The sequence below is a fragment of the Citrobacter amalonaticus Y19 genome (genome assembly GCF_000981805.1).
Classification (GTDB): Bacteria; Pseudomonadota; Gammaproteobacteria; order Enterobacterales; family Enterobacteriaceae; genus Citrobacter_A; species Citrobacter_A amalonaticus_C.
Map to the genome: position 1 here is coordinate 840,586 of NZ_CP011132.1, position 19,479 is coordinate 860,064.

The window sequence follows — 19,479 nt, forward strand, 5'->3', positions numbered from 1 at the left end:
ATCGATAAATCATTAAGGACAGTTTTAATGGCCAATCAACGTGGGCGTCCGATGAAAGCGCGCCCTCGCATTTTACAGGCTGCCTGTGATCTTTTTCTTGAGCAGGGGCTTGATGTGTCGCTGGACGCCATCGTCGCCACCGCCGGGATCTCCAGGCCTACACTGTATAGCCATTTCCCTGGAGGCAAAGACGCTCTGCTGGTTGAAGCGTTTTCATTTCTCAATGACAGAATGCAACCGCCGCTCCAGAAGATGGTGACCGATAACGCGGACGATTTACCTGCATTACTGCTCGGCTTTGCGAAAGTGGTGCAAGAACACTTCTATGCCCCTGAGCATATCCATTTTCAGCGGTTGTTAATTCAGGTTCTGGTACAGAAACCAGAGCTTTACGCCTCGCTTAAGCAGCGTCCAACAGGGCGCGTTTTACAGGCGCTGGCAGAAATACTGAAGCAGTATCAGGAGCAGGGGAGAATACAGCTCGATAATCCGACACTTCAGGCGACCGCCTTTCTCGGTGCGATAATGGGATACTCATTCCCGGGCGCATTGATTGATCAGCAACCGTTGGATAGCCGTGGGCTGGAGCAACTTGCGCACTCGGCGGTTAACACCTTTCTTATCGCCTGGCGCTACCATTAAAAAAGGGCTCAGTGGATGAGCCCTTTTTCATTAATCAGTACAAAACAATCAGTTCAAACGAACGGGCATCCCTGAACGGTTCTGAACCGCCTGTTCCACCACGTTCTGGTCAACATCAGGCTGGTTAGTGATGTTCTGAATGCTCTTCGACAGCGTGATCGGTACGATTTCGCCGCCTTCAAACTGCGCTTCGGTGGTCGACAGCGGGTTGTGAACTTCAATGTAACGGCTGCCATCTGGCTCAGTCGTTGCTTTTACCGGTTCATCGATAAACTGTACGCGCGTCCCGACAGGCACATTCTGGAACAGGAATTTGATGTCTTCATTACGCAGACGCACACAGCCGTGGCTCACGCGCAGGCCGATACCGAAGTTTGCGTTAGTACCGTGAATGGCGTACAGACGGCCAATGTACAGGGCATACAGACCCATCGGGTTATCCGGACCGGCAGGCACGACGGCGGGCAGCGGTTCACCTGCGGCACGATATTCAGCGTGCATTTTCGCGGTTGGCGTCCAGGTCGGGCCGGCTTTCTTACGTTCTACTTTGGTGGTCCAGTTGATTGGCGTGTCTTTACCTAACTGGCCGATACCGATTGGCAGGACGATCACGGTATTCGTGCCTTTCGGGTAGTAGTACAGACGCATTTCCGCGCTGTTGATCACGATGCCTTCATGCACGGTGTCCGGCAGAATCAACTGCTGCGGAATGTTCAGCACGGTGCCGCCTTTCGGCAGGAAGGTATCCACGCCCGGGTTGGCTTCCAGCATGTTGGAAAGCCCCATCTGGTATTCAGCAGCAAAATACTCCAGCGGCTGCGAGTTACCTTCCGGGATGGTGATGACCTGATTCTGACCAATGACGCGACTACCATCCGTTGGCAGAGGATAGGTGACAGCGGATGCGGTACTGCAAAAGCCGACTACCGCGAGTGCTGCCGCGAAAAACGTTGTTAATTTCATATTCATGTTATGCGAGATTCATTGCCTGGCAGGCTGTTGGGTTGAGAATTCTGTAGTGTTGGGAGCGCATTATATGTGCATTCCCGTTAACAGGGAATTCAGATGTGTACGAAATCACATTTTTTTCCTGTTCCCCCAGTGTAGCCGTTTGCGACAGGGCGCGATCTTATTTAAGACTTGTGGCATAATATGAGGTTTGTCACATATTCTTTAGGATACGTCCGTGTTAGTTTCCAGCAACGTCACCATGCAGTTCGGCAGTAAGCCGCTGTTCGAAAACATTTCCGTCAAATTTGGCGGCGGCAACCGTTACGGCCTGATTGGCGCTAACGGTAGCGGTAAATCCACCTTTATGAAAATTCTCGGCGGCGACCTCGAACCGACGCTGGGTAACGTTTCTCTCGATCCCAACGAGCGTATCGGTAAGCTGCGCCAGGATCAGTTCGCTTTTGAAGAGTTCACGGTACTCGACACTGTCATCATGGGCCACGGTGAGCTGTGGGAAGTGAAGCAGGAGCGCGATCGCATCTATGCGTTACCGGAGATGAGCGAAGAAGATGGCTACAAAGTGGCCGATCTGGAAGTGAAATACGGTGAGATGGATGGTTACTCTGCTGAAGCGCGCGCCGGTGAACTGCTGCTCGGCGTGGGGATCCCGGTAGAGCAACACTACGGCCCGATGAGCGAAGTCGCCCCAGGCTGGAAGTTACGTGTGCTGCTGGCGCAGGCGCTGTTTTCCAACCCGGATATTCTGCTGCTCGACGAACCAACCAACAACCTGGACATCGATACCATCCGTTGGCTGGAGCAGGTGCTGAACGAACGTGACAGCACCATGATCATCATTTCGCACGACCGTCACTTCCTGAACATGGTGTGCACGCACATGGCGGACCTTGACTACGGCGAACTGCGTATCTATCCGGGCAACTACGACGAATACATGACCGCCGCGACTCAGGCGCGTGAACGTCTGCTGGCGGATAACGCCAAGAAAAAAGCGCAGATTGCCGACCTGCAATCCTTCGTTAGCCGTTTTAGCGCCAACGCCTCTAAATCACGTCAGGCGACGTCTCGCGCCCGTCAGATTGATAAAATCAAACTCGACGAAGTGAAGGCCTCCAGCCGTCAGAACCCGTTTATCCGCTTCGAGCAGGACAAGAAACTGTTCCGTAACGCGCTGGAAGTGGAAGCGCTCAGCAAAGGCTTTGATAACGGCCCGTTGTTCAAAGGGGTTAACCTGCTGCTGGAAGTTGGTGAAAAGCTGGCGGTACTGGGAACCAACGGCGTGGGTAAATCAACGCTGCTGAAAACGCTGGTGGGCGATCTGGACGCCGATAGCGGTACGGTGAAATGGTCTGAAAACGCGCGCATTGGCTACTACGCGCAGGATCACGAATACGAGTTTGAAAACGATCTGACGGTCTTCGACTGGATGAGTCAGTGGAAACAGGAAGGCGATGACGAACAGGCGGTGCGCAGCATCCTCGGTCGTCTGCTGTTCAGCCAGGACGACATCAAAAAGCCGGCGAAGGTCCTTTCGGGTGGTGAAAAGGGTCGTATGCTGTTTGGTAAACTGATGATGCAGAAGCCAAACATTCTGGTGATGGACGAACCGACCAACCACCTTGATATGGAATCCATCGAATCGCTGAACATGGCGCTGGAAATGTATCAGGGAACCCTGATCTTCGTTTCTCACGACCGTGAATTTGTGAGTTCACTGGCGACCCGGGTGCTGGAAATTACCCCTGAGCGCGTGGTGGACTTCAGCGGTAACTACGAAGATTATCTGCGCAGCAAAGGCATCGACGGGTAATTTTCCCGCCGTCTTAAACGTGACAGGTGTAACCAACACACCTGTCACGTTTTTGCATTACACCATCCCCAGCGCGCGCTTGCCGTGGATATTCAAATCTGCCAGCGTAAAGCGTCCTTCCCAGTTTGTTTCGTAATCCTCACGCGGGAAATCACCCGGCGATGTCCCTTTTTCCAGCGCCGCTTTCACTTTGTGCGCATAGGCCAGATTCTTCTCGCACAGAGGGGCAGCGGGTATGTACATCACATTTCCCCAGCCCTGCTGATTGTCGACCGGCGCCACGGCGTGAATCACATCGCAATGCCACCAGACGGAATCGCCGGCTTCCAGTTGCGGAATGCTGGTGAGCGCCTCAATCAACAGGGGATGCCACTGTTCGGATACCGGCAGCACCCGCCCTGGCGCCACGCCACACAGTTCATCTTCCGGGACATCATCCATCAGCGGACGTAACAGCACATAGGCCATGGCTTCCGGAATGGGCACGACATGCAGCAAGCCCTGACCGGGCAGCATATCCGACAGCGCGGTCCAGCCCTGGAAGGTGCGGAACACCGAACATTTAGTGGTGTTATCCACGGTATACTCTTCCACCTCAGTGCGATGAGCGGCATGCCACGGATCGTATTTCGCCAGGTTGCCGTTAAAGACACTGGCGAAAACGCGCTGATAGGCCGGCAGCAACCAGCGCTCCAGCGCGCCGGAATCGGTGTGCGCGCCCAGCCCTTTTGAGGTGGTGCCCGGTGGACGGCGGCGGATCCTGTCCGGGTAGATCACGCTCACATCCGGGTTAAACCACTGCTTGCCCTCGCTCTCAAAGGTCCACAGACGGTTGAGGAACGATTGCACGTTCGCCATTTCCTCACTCTGGCGTGCCTGCATTTGCGCCTGCGACCAGTAGATCGGAAAGATCTCCGGGCGCGAAGCGGAGAGGGTGCCAAAAAAGTTATCGCCAGGCCCTTTGTACACCTCGTCAAAGTGGTTGCGGTCCAGATAGTCCAGCATCGACTGATCCCAGGCCAGCGCCTGCTCACGCGGGAAGTGACCTTTGATGACCGCACAGCCGCGGCGTTTGATCTGTTCACGCTGTTGTGCCGTGATCGTGCCAGCGCTGATATCGGCATAAGACAGCTCAGGCCAGACCGGCGCGCCCTGTGCTTTAAGCGCGTTGATTTCTGCCACGCGGGCGGCAATGGCATCGCTAATCTGACCGAAGATCTGCTCAACGTCGCCAAGCTGCGCCCGCAGTTCCTGCTTCATCTGACGGATAGCCGCTTTGTGATCGGCCGGTAATGTGTCGCTTGTGAAGGTAAAAGCCATAACCACCTCGCATAACTTTCATTCGAAACTCATTTGACTTACAGTTGATAATATAAGTTATAAAAAAGTTAATGCAAGTTTAAATGTTTGCTGGTTGGGATCGTCGCGCCGCGGGTCCTGGCAACGCATCCGGGGGCCGGATGAATGAACGGATTGTGGCGCACGACGGCGCCATAAAGGGCAGGGGAACAACTTACTTCGTGGGAGTCGCTGCGCTCATTAACTTTTGATGCAACTTTTTCCAGACTTCAATATAGGATTCCGTCATGTTACTGAGCGTGTATTCCGGATTATTTACGCTCTGGCGAAACACCTGATTATCCTGATCGCGGCGGAGTTGTTCAGCCTGTGAGAGATAGTGGATGATGCGCTGTTGCAGCGCGGCCACCGTAGGTTCGCAGGCGTATTCAGAAGGCATGTATGCATCCATACCCAGTCCTGGTGTCGCGATCAGTGCGCAGTTTGAGAGCAAGGCTTCCAGTCCGACAATGCCGAAACTCTCCTGAACGCTGGGGAAGACCACAATGTCGGTTTCCGCAAAAGCCCGTTTTTTTTCCTCGCCCTGAACAAATGTCAGGCCTTTAAAACCTTCTTTCTCCATGTAGTCAGGGATCTTCTCTGGCCCATAAACCCGGGCTTCAACCTGGTTGCGATACGCTTTTGGAAGCGTATTGATCGACTCACGAAAAATCTGGAAGTTTTTCACAATATCAGTGAATCGCCCGAAGAAGCTGATGACCACTTTTCCTTGCGGATGCCGGATTTTTTTTTCCGGGTAATCGGCGAAATCGACACCGATTGGGAAGATATCGGGAGGAACAATATCGGCGGAGACGTGCTGAATAATTGAACGGTGTGCCCAGTCGCTGTGCAGAACGACCGCGCCGCTCTGACGTACCGCGATTCGCTGTTCCCAGTAATGCTGCATCCCTTTCTGGGTTCGGGTCAGATAATGCTGCATGCCGATATAGCTGGAATGCAGCGTAAATTGCACTCTGTGTAACTCAAAGTAAAACGGTAATAGAGGCGAGTTTTCGTGCACCGAGATGATATCGGGTTTGAAGTCATTGAGTATGGGCTGAATTTTTTGTGCCGTACTCCAGGCCACATTCAGGCTCAGTGATTCCAGGGAGGAGTCAAAAGGTAATGAAGGTTCAACGGCAATCTCATAATCGGCCAGTGTTGACGCTCGGGTTTTCTGATTGTTCAGGTATAACACCTTGAAAGGGTAGCGACGGCGCGTTAATTCCTGCCAAAAATGCTGATTGAAAAAGCCCAGGCCACTGAACAGAACATCAGGGGCTTCTGTGGTGACAATTAAAACGCGTGGTTGCATGACCATTCCTGTTATCAAATGCGTTTGGTATAAATCGACAGGCAGGCAGACGGACAACACGCTCCGTCTGCCTGGGTACCCTGCTACTGGCTAGAAACGGTATTTGATCCCTATCATTGCCTGAGTATCACTGTAACCACTGCTTCCGATTTGCTGCGTCACGTTACCCCACATATCCAGCTGTCGGGAGAGTTGTCCCTCAACCCCAATTTTGGCTTCACCAATATTGCGGGTGCCGGCAATTTCATTCCCCTGGCCATTGATACTTGCCCCAAAATCACGAGTGTTATGGATCCAGTTTGCTTCAATGAAGGGTTGGAACTCGCGATTTTTGCCCTTGTCTGCCGTGCTGTGTCCTTGCAGGTAGGCGCGAACACCCAATCGACTTTGAAGATTGCCATCGCCATCGAATGAGACGCGGGAACCGCCGCTACTTTGGCGTTCAGTATGATCGCTGGATCTGACGCCCATCCAGATTAGCTGGGCTTTAGGCTGGATGTAATATCCCACCGCATCGGTTTCTCTGCTGCCTAATTCAAAAGTATAACCGGCTTCTACAGAGGCGGTAATGCCGCGAGATTTATACTTCTCGGTCGCCAGTTGATCGCCTTTCACTTCGTTATCAAACCAGTTATAGAGTACCCAGCTATCGACATAGCTCCCGGTTTTCTTCTCATCGTTGGCATACCAGGTTCCGTACAAACCTGCGCTATAGCCTTCGACTGAGCTTTTGGATTGATAATGTGAGTATCTGGATTCGGTATTGTTACTTTGTCGGGCGTAGCCCGCCATGATACCCAGATGCCAGCGATCCCGTTGATCGGAACTCCACTGCGCAATGTCACCACCCATTTGCGCGACATAGCGATTTCCCTGGTTTTTAAACTGACCAGCGCTGTCCTGAGAACGGTTATGCCCACCGACCTGACGAAGCCACAGGCTGGTTGTCTGTTCACCGGTTAACGCATCGGTATACTGCGCTTCACCGAGGCGATCGTGAAGACGCGTCTGGAAGAGGGTATTGGCAGCCATGTGGTTAAACATATAGCTGCCGATTTCCGGACGTTGTACGGGGTCGGGAGTCTGGGGATCCGGCGTGACCGAAGGCAGTTCGGAGCGTAAGTACCAGTCGCCATCCTGAACGCTGAGACTATTTTTGTGTAAATAGTATTCATATGCTCCACCGACAATACGCCCGCTCTGCGTGAACACACCCGATGAATCGCCATTGACCTCAATGACTTTTATGCCTTCACGGGTTTGCGCCCCGGTGCCACCGAGATTATTGATGGACAGCACGCTTTGCCCTGACGTTGAGCCGTTAATAATGAGCTGGTCGGTCAGTGAGTTGTCGTCACCCAGAACCGTATCAAGCGCAATAACGCCGCCGACTCCGACATAATCCCCGTTAAGGGTAAAGCGATCGCCCGCGACATTGTTGGTTAACTGCAGGCTACCCTGATTTCGCAATGTTGGCAGGTTATCAAACAGCGCATGATTGGCTGTTCCATCCGGGCGCGCGGTGAGGGAAATCACGCCACGGTTATCCAGTTCCGTCGTTCCTCCACCAAAATCACTGGTTGCCACCGCAGCGACCGTATCCCGGGTACCGTCGCGATCCGAATCAGACCACTGTCGCACGTTCCAGACACCCGTAGACTCGTTAATCACCGTATCCTGACCGCTGGAGAGGCGTACGACGCCCGTCATGGTCCCTGCGTTAACGATACGGGTTTCTGCTCCGCTATAATGGGTACTGTCTAGCGGCGAATTGAGCATGGCGGGATCGCGCAAATAAAAACCGTCAAAGCCTGCTACGTCGATCGCCACATCGGATAGCGCGCCAAGCGTAGCGCCCTGATCGATTTGCACAGTGGACTGCGTTCCCCCTGTGGTTTTGATACCCGCGCCTTCGCTTCCCCCTTCGACAACGCTGTCGGCTTTCAGGTGAACATCAAACACGCCCTGCGGATCGACAATGATGTAACCGCCGCTGGAATAGGTATATTCAGGCGGGGTGCTTTCCAGGCGAATGGCATCACCGACCTGGGAACGAATCACGCCTGAGCTGGTAATCCGCGATTCCAGCGCCTGCGAATAGATAGCCGCGGTATCTTTACTCGCGCTGTTGTTAACAATCTGGCTTCCGGACTGCTGAAGCACTGAGCCGAGAGCTAATACCCCGCCTGATGTCCCGGACAGATAAACCCCGGCATGCTGCGTATCCCGGACATTGGTTTTATCAAAAATGATGCCGCCAGAGGGGCCAGTAATCGGCCCAAGCGGATCCGCCGCATCGCTATCGGTTATCTTACCGGTATAGATGTTTCCCGATGTGCTGACTTCTATTTCGTCAAGAGCATGGGGATTGCCTTGCGCCAGTATCCCATTCTGATCGGCCGTAATTGTCTTACCCGCGTCCAGAGAGATGACGACGTTATCAGACTGCATCCCGTTTTGAGCGTTGAATGAGTAGGCGGGGTAAGGGGTAGGGCTGTCAATATCTGCCTGAATATTAATATTTAATTGACTACCGTTTTGTACGCAACTCACTCCAGTTTGCCACGCCAGGTTATCACAGTCATCCGCATAAGCAGAGTGGGCTGCTAATAAAATGGCGCTGGCGAGAAAAGTCTTATTAAATTTTCTCGAAAGGAGAGTAAGGTTCCTGACCTGGTGTAATTTCAGAGTGTAATCCATGTTAACTTGTCCATAATGGTTAAATTATAATAAAAAATTTAACATTTAATAAGCGGGGTAAACAACGCTTTCTGCTTGTCAATTAATAGTCTAAATGATTTGTGCGTTCATGAAAATAAAGTAAATATCACATTATTTATATTGTTAGTTATTTTATATGTTTATCAGTGAGTTAGTGATGAATTTTTTCTTACGTCGATATTGATTGTCCGGCTAAAATATAACGCCATCACTTATTGTAAAGTGATTGTTAGAGAGGTTTTTTATAAATTAAATCGCGACAGGAGTTCAACAGGGTTAAGAATTTTGCCAGCCGAGAGATATCAATATAAAAGAATATTAAAAAAACTTTCCGTTATTATTATCAAAAATCTTAATGCTGATAATAATAATCTGAATGCGGCGCTGGAATTTAAATATTCTCCAGCCGCCGCATTTTGACATCACAGGTTGAAGGGGGGCGTGTTATCCAGCACGGCCTGAATCACGTTCAGCGCACCCTGATGGTTATTGTCATCTGTCTGATAGCGGGAGAGCGCTTTGATACTGTCGGTGGCATTCGCCATGGCGAAAGAGTAGTGCGCCATGTTCAACATTTCTGCATCGTTGCCGCTGTCGCCAATGGCGACCACCTCCTTCGGCGAAAGGTTCCAGCGTTTCAACAACCGGCTGATGCCATTGGCCTTGTGGAGCCCCGGAATGATCAGATCGATAAAGCCGAAACCGCTGGTCACAGGTTTCATAATGCCGTCCAGCGCCGTATGCAGTTTGTCGATAACCAACGGGATCTGCTGGTCCGGCAGATTCAGCGAGAACTTAAACAGCACGTCGTCGATGTCGTGATAGTCCTTCACCGGCTTCAGGCGGTGATAGTGCTTTGCCATCAGCGCAACAAAGGATTCCGGGGCGTGTTCGCTGACGTAAGCGCTTTGCAGACCACAGGCGACAAAGTTGAGCTGTTTATCTTTGAGCAACTCGCCTATCACGCTCCGTGATTCGTGGCGGGTGAGTTCGCCGTGAAAAAGCTGCTTGCCATGCTCAAACACCAGCGCGCCGTTTTCGGCAACGAAAGAGATCTCGTCTTTGAGTTCGGGGAAGAAAGAGATGAGCTGAAAGTACTGATTGCCGCTGGCGACGACAAACTCGATGTTGCGTTTCTTTAGCTCGTGGTACTGCGCCATAAAACGTGCGTGATCGTACTTTTTGGCGTCATTGAGAAAAGTTCCGTCCATATCGGTGACGATAACTTTAACGGTCATATAAAGCTCCTGGCTCAAAACTGCGACCAGAAACATTTTAATAACAATGTGACCTAAAGCACAAATTTAATTTCGAATGAAAGCAAAAGCGCCGGATGGCGGCTGCGCCTTATCCGGCCTACGGAGAGAGGCTTTTAGGCCCGGTAAGCGCTAGCGCCACCGGGCGTGAGTGTTAAAGCATATGTTCGGTACGGGCGATGATATCGTCCTGGGCGTCCGGTGAAAGTGCGGTGAAGAAGGCGGAATAACCGGCCACACGAACCACCAGATCACGATACTGGTCCGGGTGCTTTTTCGCGTCCAGCAGGGTTTCACGCGAGACGATGTTGTACTGAATGTGCCAGCCTTTGTGCTCTTCAAAGAAGGTCCGCAGCAGGATCATCAGCTTCTGTTTGTCGGACTCATTCTCCAGCGTCGCCGGGTTCAGCTTCTGGTTCAACAGCACGCCGCCCAGAATCGAACCGGTAGGCAGTTTGCCGACGGAACCAATCACCGCCGTTGGACCAAGATGGTCAGTACCGGATGCCGGGCTTGCCCCTTCAGCCAGCGGGGTATGGGCTTTACGGCCATCAGGCGTCGCCATGGTCGCCGCGCCAAACGGCACGTTTGCCGAGATAGACGAGGTGCCCGCGTAGTAATTACCGCCGACCGGGCCGCGTCCGTAACGCGGGTTATGGTATTGCTTCAGTTCATCGATATAGGTCTGATAAGCACGGGCCAGCAGGGTGTCGACGGTGTCATCATCGTTGCCATATTTCGGCGCGCCGTTGATTAAACGCTGGCGCAGCTGCTCGTGGGTCAGGCCATCAAAATCATCTGCCAGTGCAGCCGCCAGCTGCTGCTGACCGATTGCCCCCTGGTCAAAGACCAGTTTTTTCACCGCGGCCAGGCTGTTGCCAAGGTTCGCAATACCCACCTGCAAGCCGGATACCCAGTCATACTTCGCCCCACCTTGCTTAATACTCTTTGCCCGCTCGATGCAGTCATCCACCAGCGCCGAGCAGAGAATATCGTGCACGTTCTCTTCCAGCATGGTGTCGACCACATATTCGATCTCAATCGATTTGCGCGTGTAGTAGCGGATCTGGCTATCCCACGCCGCCATCACCTCGTCGAAGTTGTTGAAATTACCGGCGGAGAGCGCTTTTTCCTGCGGTAAGAAGACCTTCCCGCTGGTGGCGTCTCGGCCACCTTCCAGCGCGGCCAGCATCACGCGGGCAAAGTTGATAAAGCTCATTCCGGTGCAGCGGTAGCCCCACTTGCCGCCCACGGCGGTTTCAATGCAGCCAATCGCCGCGTAATCGTACGCATCCTGCGGTTCAATACCGAGCTTAATGAATTCCGGGATCACGATTTCGTCGTTGTTAAAGGCTGGCATACCAAAGCCACAGCGGATCACCTGTACGCAGGCGTCGAGGAAGTCATTGCTCATCCCGGCGTGATAACGCACGCTGAGGTTCGGCTGGGTGGAACGCAGACGACCGCAGGACTCGAGGATCGCGTAAGAGAGCGGATTGACTGCATCCATCGGCTGACCGTTGACCAGGTTTTGTCCGCCAATGGTCACGTTCTGATACAGCGGGCTGCCTGCAGACGCTTTAGAATGCGAGCCGGAGCGGATTTTGTTCACTTCCAGCAGTTTCAGCCAGCAACTGTGCAGCAGCTCAATGGCATGTTCCCGGTCCAGCGACTGGTTCAGCTCCACATCGCGGCGGTAGTACGGATAAAGATACTGGTCCATGCGCCCGAACGATACCGAGTGACCGTTGGACTCAATTTGCAGAATCAACTGGATGAAGTAGCACAACTGCAGCGCTTGCCAGAACGTCTGCGGCGGCTGGTGGGCGATCAGGTCGCAGTTTTCCGCCATCGCCAGCAGCTCGTTACGGCGGCTGACGCGCGTTTCTTCGCTCGCCATTTTACGCGCCAGTTCGGCGAAGCGGGCGATATGGTCGCTGACGGCAATCAGCACAATATCAATGGCTTTCAGGAATTGCTCGCCATGCAGATCGTCGAGAACGGTCAGGTTAATGCGTGAACGGCGCTCCGCGACTTTTGCCCGCAGGCCGTCAATGCCTTTTTCCAGCAGCAGCGGGAAGTTGACCGCCAGATGCGCGTCACCGGAAGTCATGTTGCCTTCCGCTTTGATAATACCGGTTTCCAGCAACCCTTTTTGCTCATCGGTAAACATGCCGTAGCAGCGATCCTGAACGGTCTGACCGCGCCACCACGGACAGACGGTATGCAATACGCGCTTATTCTCTTCACTGACCGCAAAACCCGCACCCGGTCTGTCCGCCAGGTCGTCTATCTCTTTTTCAATCCACGAAACGGTGTATTCCGGGAAGATCGGCGCGGCGCGCACTTCGCTCGCCTGGTTGCCGATGATCAGCTCGTCGTGTTTGATCCAGATGGTCCGTTCAGCCAGATGATGCGCCAGCGCCAGCGCGCGGCGTACCGGAATCGGTTTGTCCAGATGCTGCTGGTACATTTCGGTGTAATGCTGCGCGCGTTCGGTACAGACCGGCGGTTTGACGATGTGCACCAGCGCGGTTTTGTGCGCTTTGATGCGGTCGCTGAGCGTATCCAGTTTCAGTTGGGTCATGGGATTATCCTCGTAAAATCGCGGTCAAACCTTTCGTGCAGGCGTACTGCTGCGCAAAGGCGAGCAGATCGGGTGCATCCAGCGGCTTATCCGGCGCGTGGTAGGGTTGGCTGAGTAAGTGGTATTTGTTGATGCCCAACGTGTGGTAGGGCAAAAAGTGGATCTCGCCAACGTGCAGTTCATCGGCGGCAAAATCGGTAATTGCTTTAATAGCCTCTTCATCGGCGTTAAACCCCTGAACCAGCGGAACGCGGATGATGATTTTTTTCCCGGCGGCAGCGAGCTTTCTCAGGTTTTCCAGCACGCGTGACGCGCTGCCATCCGTCCACTGCTTAAACGGCGCGTCGGCGACGTGTTTCAAATCCGCAAGGAACAAATCGATATAGGGCAGTGACGGTTCAATATATTTCCACGGCACATGCAAACAGGTTTCAACCGCGGTATGAATGCCTGCGTCGTGGCTGGCTTTAAACAGCGATGCCGCCAGTTCCGGCTGCATAAACGGTTCGCCGCCGGAAAGCGTCATGCCGCCGCCGCTGCGGTCATAAAAAGGTTTATCGCGCAGGACCGTGGCCATAATCTCATCGACGCTTTTCACTTCGCCGCAGACGGTCAGCGCCTGAGTGGGGCAACAGTCGGTCAGGCTGGCAAGATGCGCGTCAGTCAGTTTTTCGCGATGGATAAGGAGGCCATTTAGCGCGCGTTCGATAACGCCCGGTGCCGCCTGGGCGCAAAGCTCGCAGCCTTCGAGGCACAGACGTGCGTCAAACAGCAGATCCTGCGTGCGTGCCCGGCTTTCCGGATTCTGACACCAACGACAGCCCAGAGAGCATCCTTTAAGGAACACCACGGTGCGAATACCGGGGCCATCGTGGGTAGAATAGCGCTGAATATTGAAAATCATAAACGGCCTCTCTTGTTTCGTATGAAGATTAAATAACTTTCGAATGAAAGTTATGTTGACGTGCGTCAACTAACAGAGAGGTTTTGCCGTGGTATCTTTCTTTTATGCAAACTAGTCGTTGAGGAATGATTATGGAACTCTATCTGGATACGTCCGATGTTGACGCGGTGAAAGCGCTGGCGCGAATTTTCCCGCTGGCGGGCGTGACCACTAACCCCAGCATTGTGGCGGCGGGTAAAAAACCACTGGACGTCTTACTGCCACAATTGCATGAAGCGATGGAAGGACAGGGGCGCTTGTTTGCCCAGGTGATGGCGACAACGGCGCAAGGGATGGTAAATGATGCGCGCAAACTGCGTGGGATCATCCCGGATATCGTCGTGAAAGTGCCCGTCACGGCGGAAGGTCTGGCGGCAATCAAGTTACTTAAAGAGGAAGGTATTCCGACGCTGGGAACGGCGGTGTACGGTGCGACACAGGGCCTGCTGTCGGCACTGGCGGGGGCGGAGTATGTTGCGCCTTACGTGAACCGCGTGGATGCGCAGGGCGGTGATGGCATTCAGACCGTTACCGATTTGCAGAATTTACTGAAGATGCACGCGCCGCATGCCAAAGTACTGGCAGCCAGTTTCAAGACGCCGCGTCAGGCGCTGGATTGTCTGCTGGTGGGCTGTGAATCCATCACCTTACCGCTGGACGTTGCCCAACAGTTGATTAGCTCTCCGGCTGTTGATGCGGCGGTGGCGAAGTTTGAACACGACTGGCAGAACGCCTTTGGGCGTTCGTCGCTGTAAGTTGTAGTGGTAGGCCGGATAAGGCAACGCCGTCATCCGGCAATTCGTGCCGTCATCCGGCAATTCGCGCCGTCATTGCCTGATGGCGCTACGCTTATCAGGCCTGGAATCTGATCAGGATGAGGCTTCCCCGCACACCTCGCAGCCAGGATTTCGCATCAGCTTCATTTCGCGAAACTGGCAGGTCATGGCGTCGTACATGACGATTTTCCCCGAGGCAGGTTGACCATAATGCGCCAGCAGCTTAATGGCCTCCATCGCCTGTAACGACCCAATCACGCCGATCAGCGGCGCCATCACCCCCGCTTCCACGCAGGTTAATGCATTTTCACCAAACAGGCGGCTCAGGCAGCGATAGCAGGGCTCATCCTCTTTGTAGGTAAAGACGGTAACCTGACCTTCCATGCGGATCGCCGCGCCAGAAATCAGCGGGACTTTCGCCGCGTAACAACCGGCATTGAGCTGATTACGAATCGCGACGTTATCGGTGCAGTCCAGCACCAGATCGTGTTCGGCGATGAGTGCCCGAAGGGCGGTCTCGTCCAGCAGCGCATTTACCGTAGTAATAGTCACGTGCGGATTAATACGGCTCAGTGCCGCGTGCGCCGACGCCACTTTCGGTTGGCCGAGGGTCGCATCGCTGTGCAGCGTCTGGCGTTGCAGATTTGACAGCGACACGGTATCGAAATCGAGCAGCGTCAGGTGGCCGACGCCAGCGCTCGCCAGATACTGCGAGGACGCACAGCCCAGCCCACCGAGACCGACAACCAGCACGTTGGCTTCCTTCAGCGCTTCCTGCCCGTCAAAGTCAAAGCCGCGCAGGATTATTTGCCGGTTGTAGCGCAGCATCTCCTGATCGCTGAGTTCCGCCATCAGAGACCTCCGAACAGCGCATTGAAGGGTTCGACTTCCACCCATTCACCGGCCTCGACGTTACCGCGATCGCGCTCCAGCACAATGAAACAGTTCCCCTGACTGAAGGAACTGAAAATATGTGAGCCCTGGTGGCCCGTGGTGCTCACTTCCAGTTCGCCGTTGGCGGTGCGCTGTAGCATGCCGCGCTGGAAATCGAGGCGTCCCGGCGTTTTCTTCAGTCGTGAGGCGGTACGTACGCGCTGGCGTGCAGGCAGCCCGCTGGCCGTGTTGCCGCTCAGTTTCGCCAGCAACGGCTGAACCAGTTGGTAGAAGGTCAGCGCCGCTGACACCGGGTTACCCGGCAGTCCGCAGAACCAACTATTACTCAGTTTGCCGAAGGCGAACGGTTTGCCGGGTTTGATCGCCAGCTTCCAGAAGGCGATTTCGCCCAGCTCTTCAAGAATGGTTTTGGTGTAATCGGCTTCACCCACCGATACGCCGCCAGAGCTAATCACCACATCCGCCTGACTGTCGGCTTCGATAAACGCCGTGCGCAGTGCGTGTGGGTCATCGCGGATGATGCCTAAATTGATCACGTCGCAGCCCAACTGTTGCAGCATCAGATGTACGGTCAGGCGGTTGGTATCATAAATCTGACCTTCGCCGAGCGGTTGACCGGGCAGTTGCAGTTCATCGCCGGTTGAGAACAGCGCGACGCGGACTTTACGCACCACCTGAACGTCAGCAATACCCAGCGATGCCAGTACTGGCAGTTCGCCGGTAGTCAGGCGCGTACCGGCAGGAAAAACCACCGCATTTTGTTTGATGTCTTCACCACGATGGCGGATGTTTTGCCCGGCGCGAACGTCGGCGGTAAAACGCACGCCATCATCAGTCTGTGCCGTCTGCTCCTGCATTACCACGGCGTCACATCCCGCCGGTATCGGCGCGCCGGTCATAATGCGAATGCAGCTCCCCACAGGCCATTCTCCCTGGAACGGTTGACCGGCGAACGCTTTACCGGCGACCGACAGCGGCTGTCCACTGGCGAGATCGGCCAGTCGCACCGCGTAGCCGTCCATCGCCGAGTTATCGAACCCCGGTACGTCGAGCGGTGAAACCACGTCGGTCGCCAGAATACGGCCAAAGCACTGCACCAACGGCAGCGTCTCTACGGCAGTCAGCGGGGTAACACGCGATAACATTTCGGTAAGCGCCGTTTCCAGCGGCATCAGTCCGGCGGTAAATTCCATGAAAACACTCCTGCGGGGCAAAATCGAATCCGTCTATTATGTCAGAAAACACGAGGGGACTGTATGCCACCTCAGACTTAGAAAGGATGTGAACGCTTTACATGCTAATCGCATCTTTCTATAGTCAAAAATCGAATCAATAAGTCTACAAAATTCTGATATTTGTAGAAGACGGACGACAAACATGGGCAAAGCAGTCATTGCAATTCACGGCGGCGCGGGGGCGATTACCCGCGCGCAGATGAGCCAGGAGCAGGAATTACGCTATATCCAGGCGCTTTCCGACATTGTCGACGTCGGGCAAAAAATGCTGGAGGCGGGAGAAAGCGCGCTGGACGTGGTCACTGAAGTCGTGCGATTGCTTGAAGAGTGTCCGCTGTTTAATGCCGGGATCGGCGCGGTGTATACCCGCGACGAGACCCATGAACTGGATGCCTGCGTCATGGATGGCAATACCCTGAAAGCCGGGGCCGTGGCCGGGGTCAGCCATTTGCGTAACCCGATACTCGCTGCCCGGCTGGTGATGGAGCGCAGCCCGCACGTCATGATGATTGGCGCGGGAGCCGAAAAATTTGCTGCCGGGCAGGGAATGGAACTTGTCTCTGCGGATCTCTTTTCGACGCCTGAACGTTATGAACAACTGCTGGCCGCACGCTCAAGCGGCGAAACCGTGCTGGATCACAGCGGCGCGCCGCTCGATGAAGGCAAAAAAATGGGCACCGTGGGCGCAGTGGCGCTGGATGTGCACGGCAATCTGGCGGCGGCGACCTCGACAGGGGGCATGACCAACAAATTACCGGGTCGCGTCGGCGACAGTCCGCTCGTCGGCGCGGGCTGTTATGCCAATAATGCCAACGTGGCGGTTTCCTGCACCGGGACGGGGGAAGTGTTCATCCGCACGCTGGCCGCCTACGACATTGCCGCGTTGATGGACTACGGTGGCCTGAGCCTGTCGGAGGCCTGCGAGCGAGTGGTGATGGAGAAATTACCGGCGCTGGAGGGGAGTGGCGGGCTGATCGCCATCGATCATGAAGGGAATGTGGCTTTGCCGTTTAATTGCGAAGGAATGTATCGTGCCTGGGGTTATGCCGGGGATACACCAACGACCGGGATCTACCGGGAAAAAGGGGATACCGTTGCCACACAGTGATGCGCTTGACGTCAGCGACGTGCTGGCCGTCAGCAATCTGAATATTGCTTTTCAACAGGACCGGCAGCGTACTGAGGCGGTACGGAATCTGTCGTTTCGTCTTAAGCGCGGCGAGACGCTGGCGATTGTCGGTGAATCCGGCTCGGGAAAATCGGTCACTGCGCTGTCGCTGATGCGACTGATTGAACAGTCTGGCGGCGAGGTTCAGTGCGAGCAGATGCTGCTGCGCCGTCGTAACCGCGAGGTGATCGAACTGGGCGAACAGAGTACGTCGCAGCTTCAGCGGGTGCGTGGCGCCGATATTGCCATGATCTTCCAGGAGCCAATGACGTCGCTCAATCCGGTGTTTACCGTCGGCGAGCAAATTGCCGAGTCTATCCGTTTGCATCAGGGGGCGGGGCGTGAAGCGGCGATGGCGGAAGCCAAGCGGATGCTCGATCAGGTGCGCATTCCGGAGGCGAAAGCGATTCTTTCCCGCTATCCCCATCAGCTTTCCGGCGGCATGCGCCAGCGGGTGATGATTGCGATGGCGCTCTCCTGTCGCCCGGCGGTACTGATTGCTGATGAACCGACAACCGCGCTGGACGTCACGATTCAGGCGCAGATCCTGCAACTGATCAAAGTTCTGCAGCAAGAGATGTCGATGGGGGTGATTTTCATCACTCATGACATGGGCGTGGTGGCGGATGTCGCCGACCGCGTGCTGGTGATGTACCAGGGCGAGGGCGTGGAGACTGGCAGTGTCGAGCAGATTTTCCGCTCGCCGCAGCATCCCTACACGCAGTCGTTATTAGCGGCAGTACCGCAACTCGGGGCGATGAAAGGTCTCCCTTATCCACGTCGCTTCCCGCTGATCTCCCTGAACGAGCCAGAAAAGCGTGAGCGCCCCGTCGATCAAAATACGGTGGTTGAGGGGGAGCCCATTTTGCAGGTACGCAACCTGGTTACCCGTTTCCCGTTACGCAGCGGCATTCTTAATCGGGTGACCCGCGAAGTGCACGCGGTGGAAAATGTCAGCTTTGATCTCTGGCCTGGCGAGACGCTGTCGCTGGTTGGCGAATCGGGCTGCGGCAAATCGACGACCGGACGTGCGCTACTGCGCCTGGTGGAGTCGCAGTCCGGCGAGGTTATCTTTAACGGTCAGCGAATCGATACGCTTTCTGACAGTCAATTACAGCCTTTGCGCCGAGATATTCAGTTTATTTTTCAGGATCCCTACGCCTCACTCGACCCACGACAAACGGTGGGTTATTCCATCATGGAGCCGCTGCGCGTTCACGGCCTGTTGCAAGGTAAGGCGGCCGCCGATCGCGTGGCGTGGCTGTTGGAGCGCGTCGGGTTGCAACCTGAGCATGCGTGGCGCTATCCGCATGAGTTTTCCGGTGGCCAGCGTCAGCGGATCTGTATTGCCCGCGCGCTGGCGCTCAATCCTAAAGTCATTATTGCCGATGAATCGGTCTCCGCGCTGGATGTGTCGATTCGCGGACAGATTATCAACCTGCTGCTCGACCTGCAGCGGGAACTGGGTATCGCCTGGCTGTTCATCTCGCATGATATGGCCGTCGTTGAGCGGATCAGCCACCGCGTTGCGGTGATGCACATGGGGCAGATTGTGGAGATCGGCCCGCGTGCCGCGCTGTTTGAGGATCCGCAGCATCCGTATACCCGTAAACTCATGGCGGCGGTTCCGGTTGCCGACCCCGGACATCACCGGCCGCAGCGGGTGCTGCTGTCGGATGAGCTGCCGAGCAACATTTACCGGCGCGGCGACGCGCCAGCACCTGTTTCATTGCAGTTAGTCGGGCCCGGACATTATGTCGCGCGTCCACAACGAGAAAATGCGCTATCGCGTTTATAACATTCAGGCAGGGTTCAGGAG

The 19,479-nt window shown here is 54.7% G+C and carries 14 protein-coding genes; 5 read left to right on the forward strand and 9 right to left on the reverse strand.

Features of this window, described 5'->3' with window-relative positions; genetic code table 11:
- Nucleotides 1-27 precede the first annotated feature (27 nt).
- Nucleotides 28-642: a TetR/AcrR family transcriptional regulator gene (locus F384_RS03790; protein ID WP_046477738.1), complete on the forward strand. Its 615-nt coding sequence runs from the start codon at nt 28-30 to the stop codon at nt 640-642.
- Nucleotides 643-690: 48 nt separating this feature from the next.
- Here F384_RS03790 and ldtB read toward each other — a convergent pair whose 3' ends face one another.
- Nucleotides 691-1,611, reverse strand: a complete 921-nt coding sequence (gene ldtB / locus F384_RS03795) for a L,D-transpeptidase (RefSeq protein WP_046477740.1) — start codon at nt 1,609-1,611, stop codon at nt 691-693.
- A 217-nt stretch (nt 1,612-1,828) separates the two neighbouring features.
- Between ldtB and F384_RS03800 the strand changes: the two genes are divergently transcribed.
- A complete protein-coding gene (locus F384_RS03800) occupies nt 1,829-3,424 on the forward strand; it encodes an ABC-F family ATPase (protein WP_042320412.1) in 1,596 nt (531 codons plus the stop codon).
- Nucleotides 3,425-3,481: 57 nt separating this feature from the next.
- On the opposite strand, the gene F384_RS03805 is transcribed toward F384_RS03800, so the two are convergent.
- The 6 genes from F384_RS03805 to F384_RS03830 form a co-directional block, all read right to left on the reverse strand.
- Entirely contained in the window at nt 3,482-4,744 is a 1,263-nt protein-coding gene (locus tag F384_RS03805; RefSeq protein ID WP_046477742.1) for a DUF1479 domain-containing protein, read from the reverse strand.
- A gap of 193 nt (nt 4,745-4,937) precedes the next feature.
- Nucleotides 4,938-6,080: a glycosyltransferase family 4 protein gene (locus F384_RS03810; protein ID WP_046477745.1), complete on the reverse strand. Its 1,143-nt coding sequence runs from the start codon at nt 6,078-6,080 to the stop codon at nt 4,938-4,940.
- Between the two features lie 90 nt (nt 6,081-6,170).
- Nucleotides 6,171-8,531, reverse strand: coding sequence for an autotransporter outer membrane beta-barrel domain-containing protein (locus tag F384_RS03815; RefSeq protein ID WP_080950049.1), 2,361 nt, complete (start codon nt 8,529-8,531; stop codon nt 6,171-6,173).
- A 692-nt stretch (nt 8,532-9,223) separates the two neighbouring features.
- Nucleotides 9,224-10,039, reverse strand: a complete 816-nt coding sequence (locus F384_RS03820; RefSeq protein WP_046477747.1) for a Cof-type HAD-IIB family hydrolase — start codon at nt 10,037-10,039, stop codon at nt 9,224-9,226.
- Between the two features lie 172 nt (nt 10,040-10,211).
- The gene (locus F384_RS03825; RefSeq protein WP_046477748.1) at nt 10,212-12,644 is read right to left on the reverse strand and encodes a glycyl radical protein; all 2,433 of its coding nucleotides are present in this window, start codon (nt 12,642-12,644) and stop codon (nt 10,212-10,214) included.
- A gap of 4 nt (nt 12,645-12,648) precedes the next feature.
- Nucleotides 12,649-13,548 carry a glycyl-radical enzyme activating protein gene (locus F384_RS03830; protein WP_046477751.1) on the reverse strand — a complete coding sequence of 300 codons (900 nt, stop codon included), beginning with the start codon at nt 13,546-13,548 and terminating at the stop codon, nt 12,649-12,651.
- Between the two features lie 131 nt (nt 13,549-13,679).
- On the opposite strand from F384_RS03830, the gene fsa reads away from it, so the two are divergent.
- A complete protein-coding gene (fsa, locus tag F384_RS03835; protein WP_046477752.1) occupies nt 13,680-14,342 on the forward strand; it encodes a fructose-6-phosphate aldolase in 663 nt (220 codons plus the stop codon).
- 114 nt (nt 14,343-14,456) lie between these two features.
- Here the strand turns inward: fsa and moeB are convergent, their stop codons facing one another.
- Complete coding sequence (moeB, locus tag F384_RS03840) at nt 14,457-15,215, reverse strand: molybdopterin-synthase adenylyltransferase MoeB (protein ID WP_046477754.1); 759 nt, start codon at nt 15,213-15,215, stop codon at nt 14,457-14,459.
- The gene (moeA, locus tag F384_RS03845) at nt 15,215-16,450 is read right to left on the reverse strand and encodes a molybdopterin molybdotransferase MoeA (RefSeq protein ID WP_046477756.1); all 1,236 of its coding nucleotides are present in this window, start codon (nt 16,448-16,450) and stop codon (nt 15,215-15,217) included. The genes moeB and moeA overlap by 1 nt, the downstream gene beginning before the upstream one ends.
- A 184-nt stretch (nt 16,451-16,634) precedes the next feature.
- Between moeA and iaaA the strand changes: the two genes are divergently transcribed.
- Both iaaA and gsiA read left to right on the forward strand, forming a co-directional pair.
- Nucleotides 16,635-17,600, forward strand: coding sequence for a beta-aspartyl-peptidase (gene iaaA / locus F384_RS03850; protein WP_046477758.1), 966 nt, complete (start codon nt 16,635-16,637; stop codon nt 17,598-17,600).
- Complete coding sequence (gene gsiA / locus F384_RS03855; protein ID WP_046477760.1) at nt 17,587-19,458, forward strand: glutathione ABC transporter ATP-binding protein GsiA; 1,872 nt, start codon at nt 17,587-17,589, stop codon at nt 19,456-19,458. Before iaaA ends, gsiA begins: the two co-directional genes overlap by 14 nt.
- Nucleotides 19,459-19,479 lie beyond the last annotated feature (21 nt).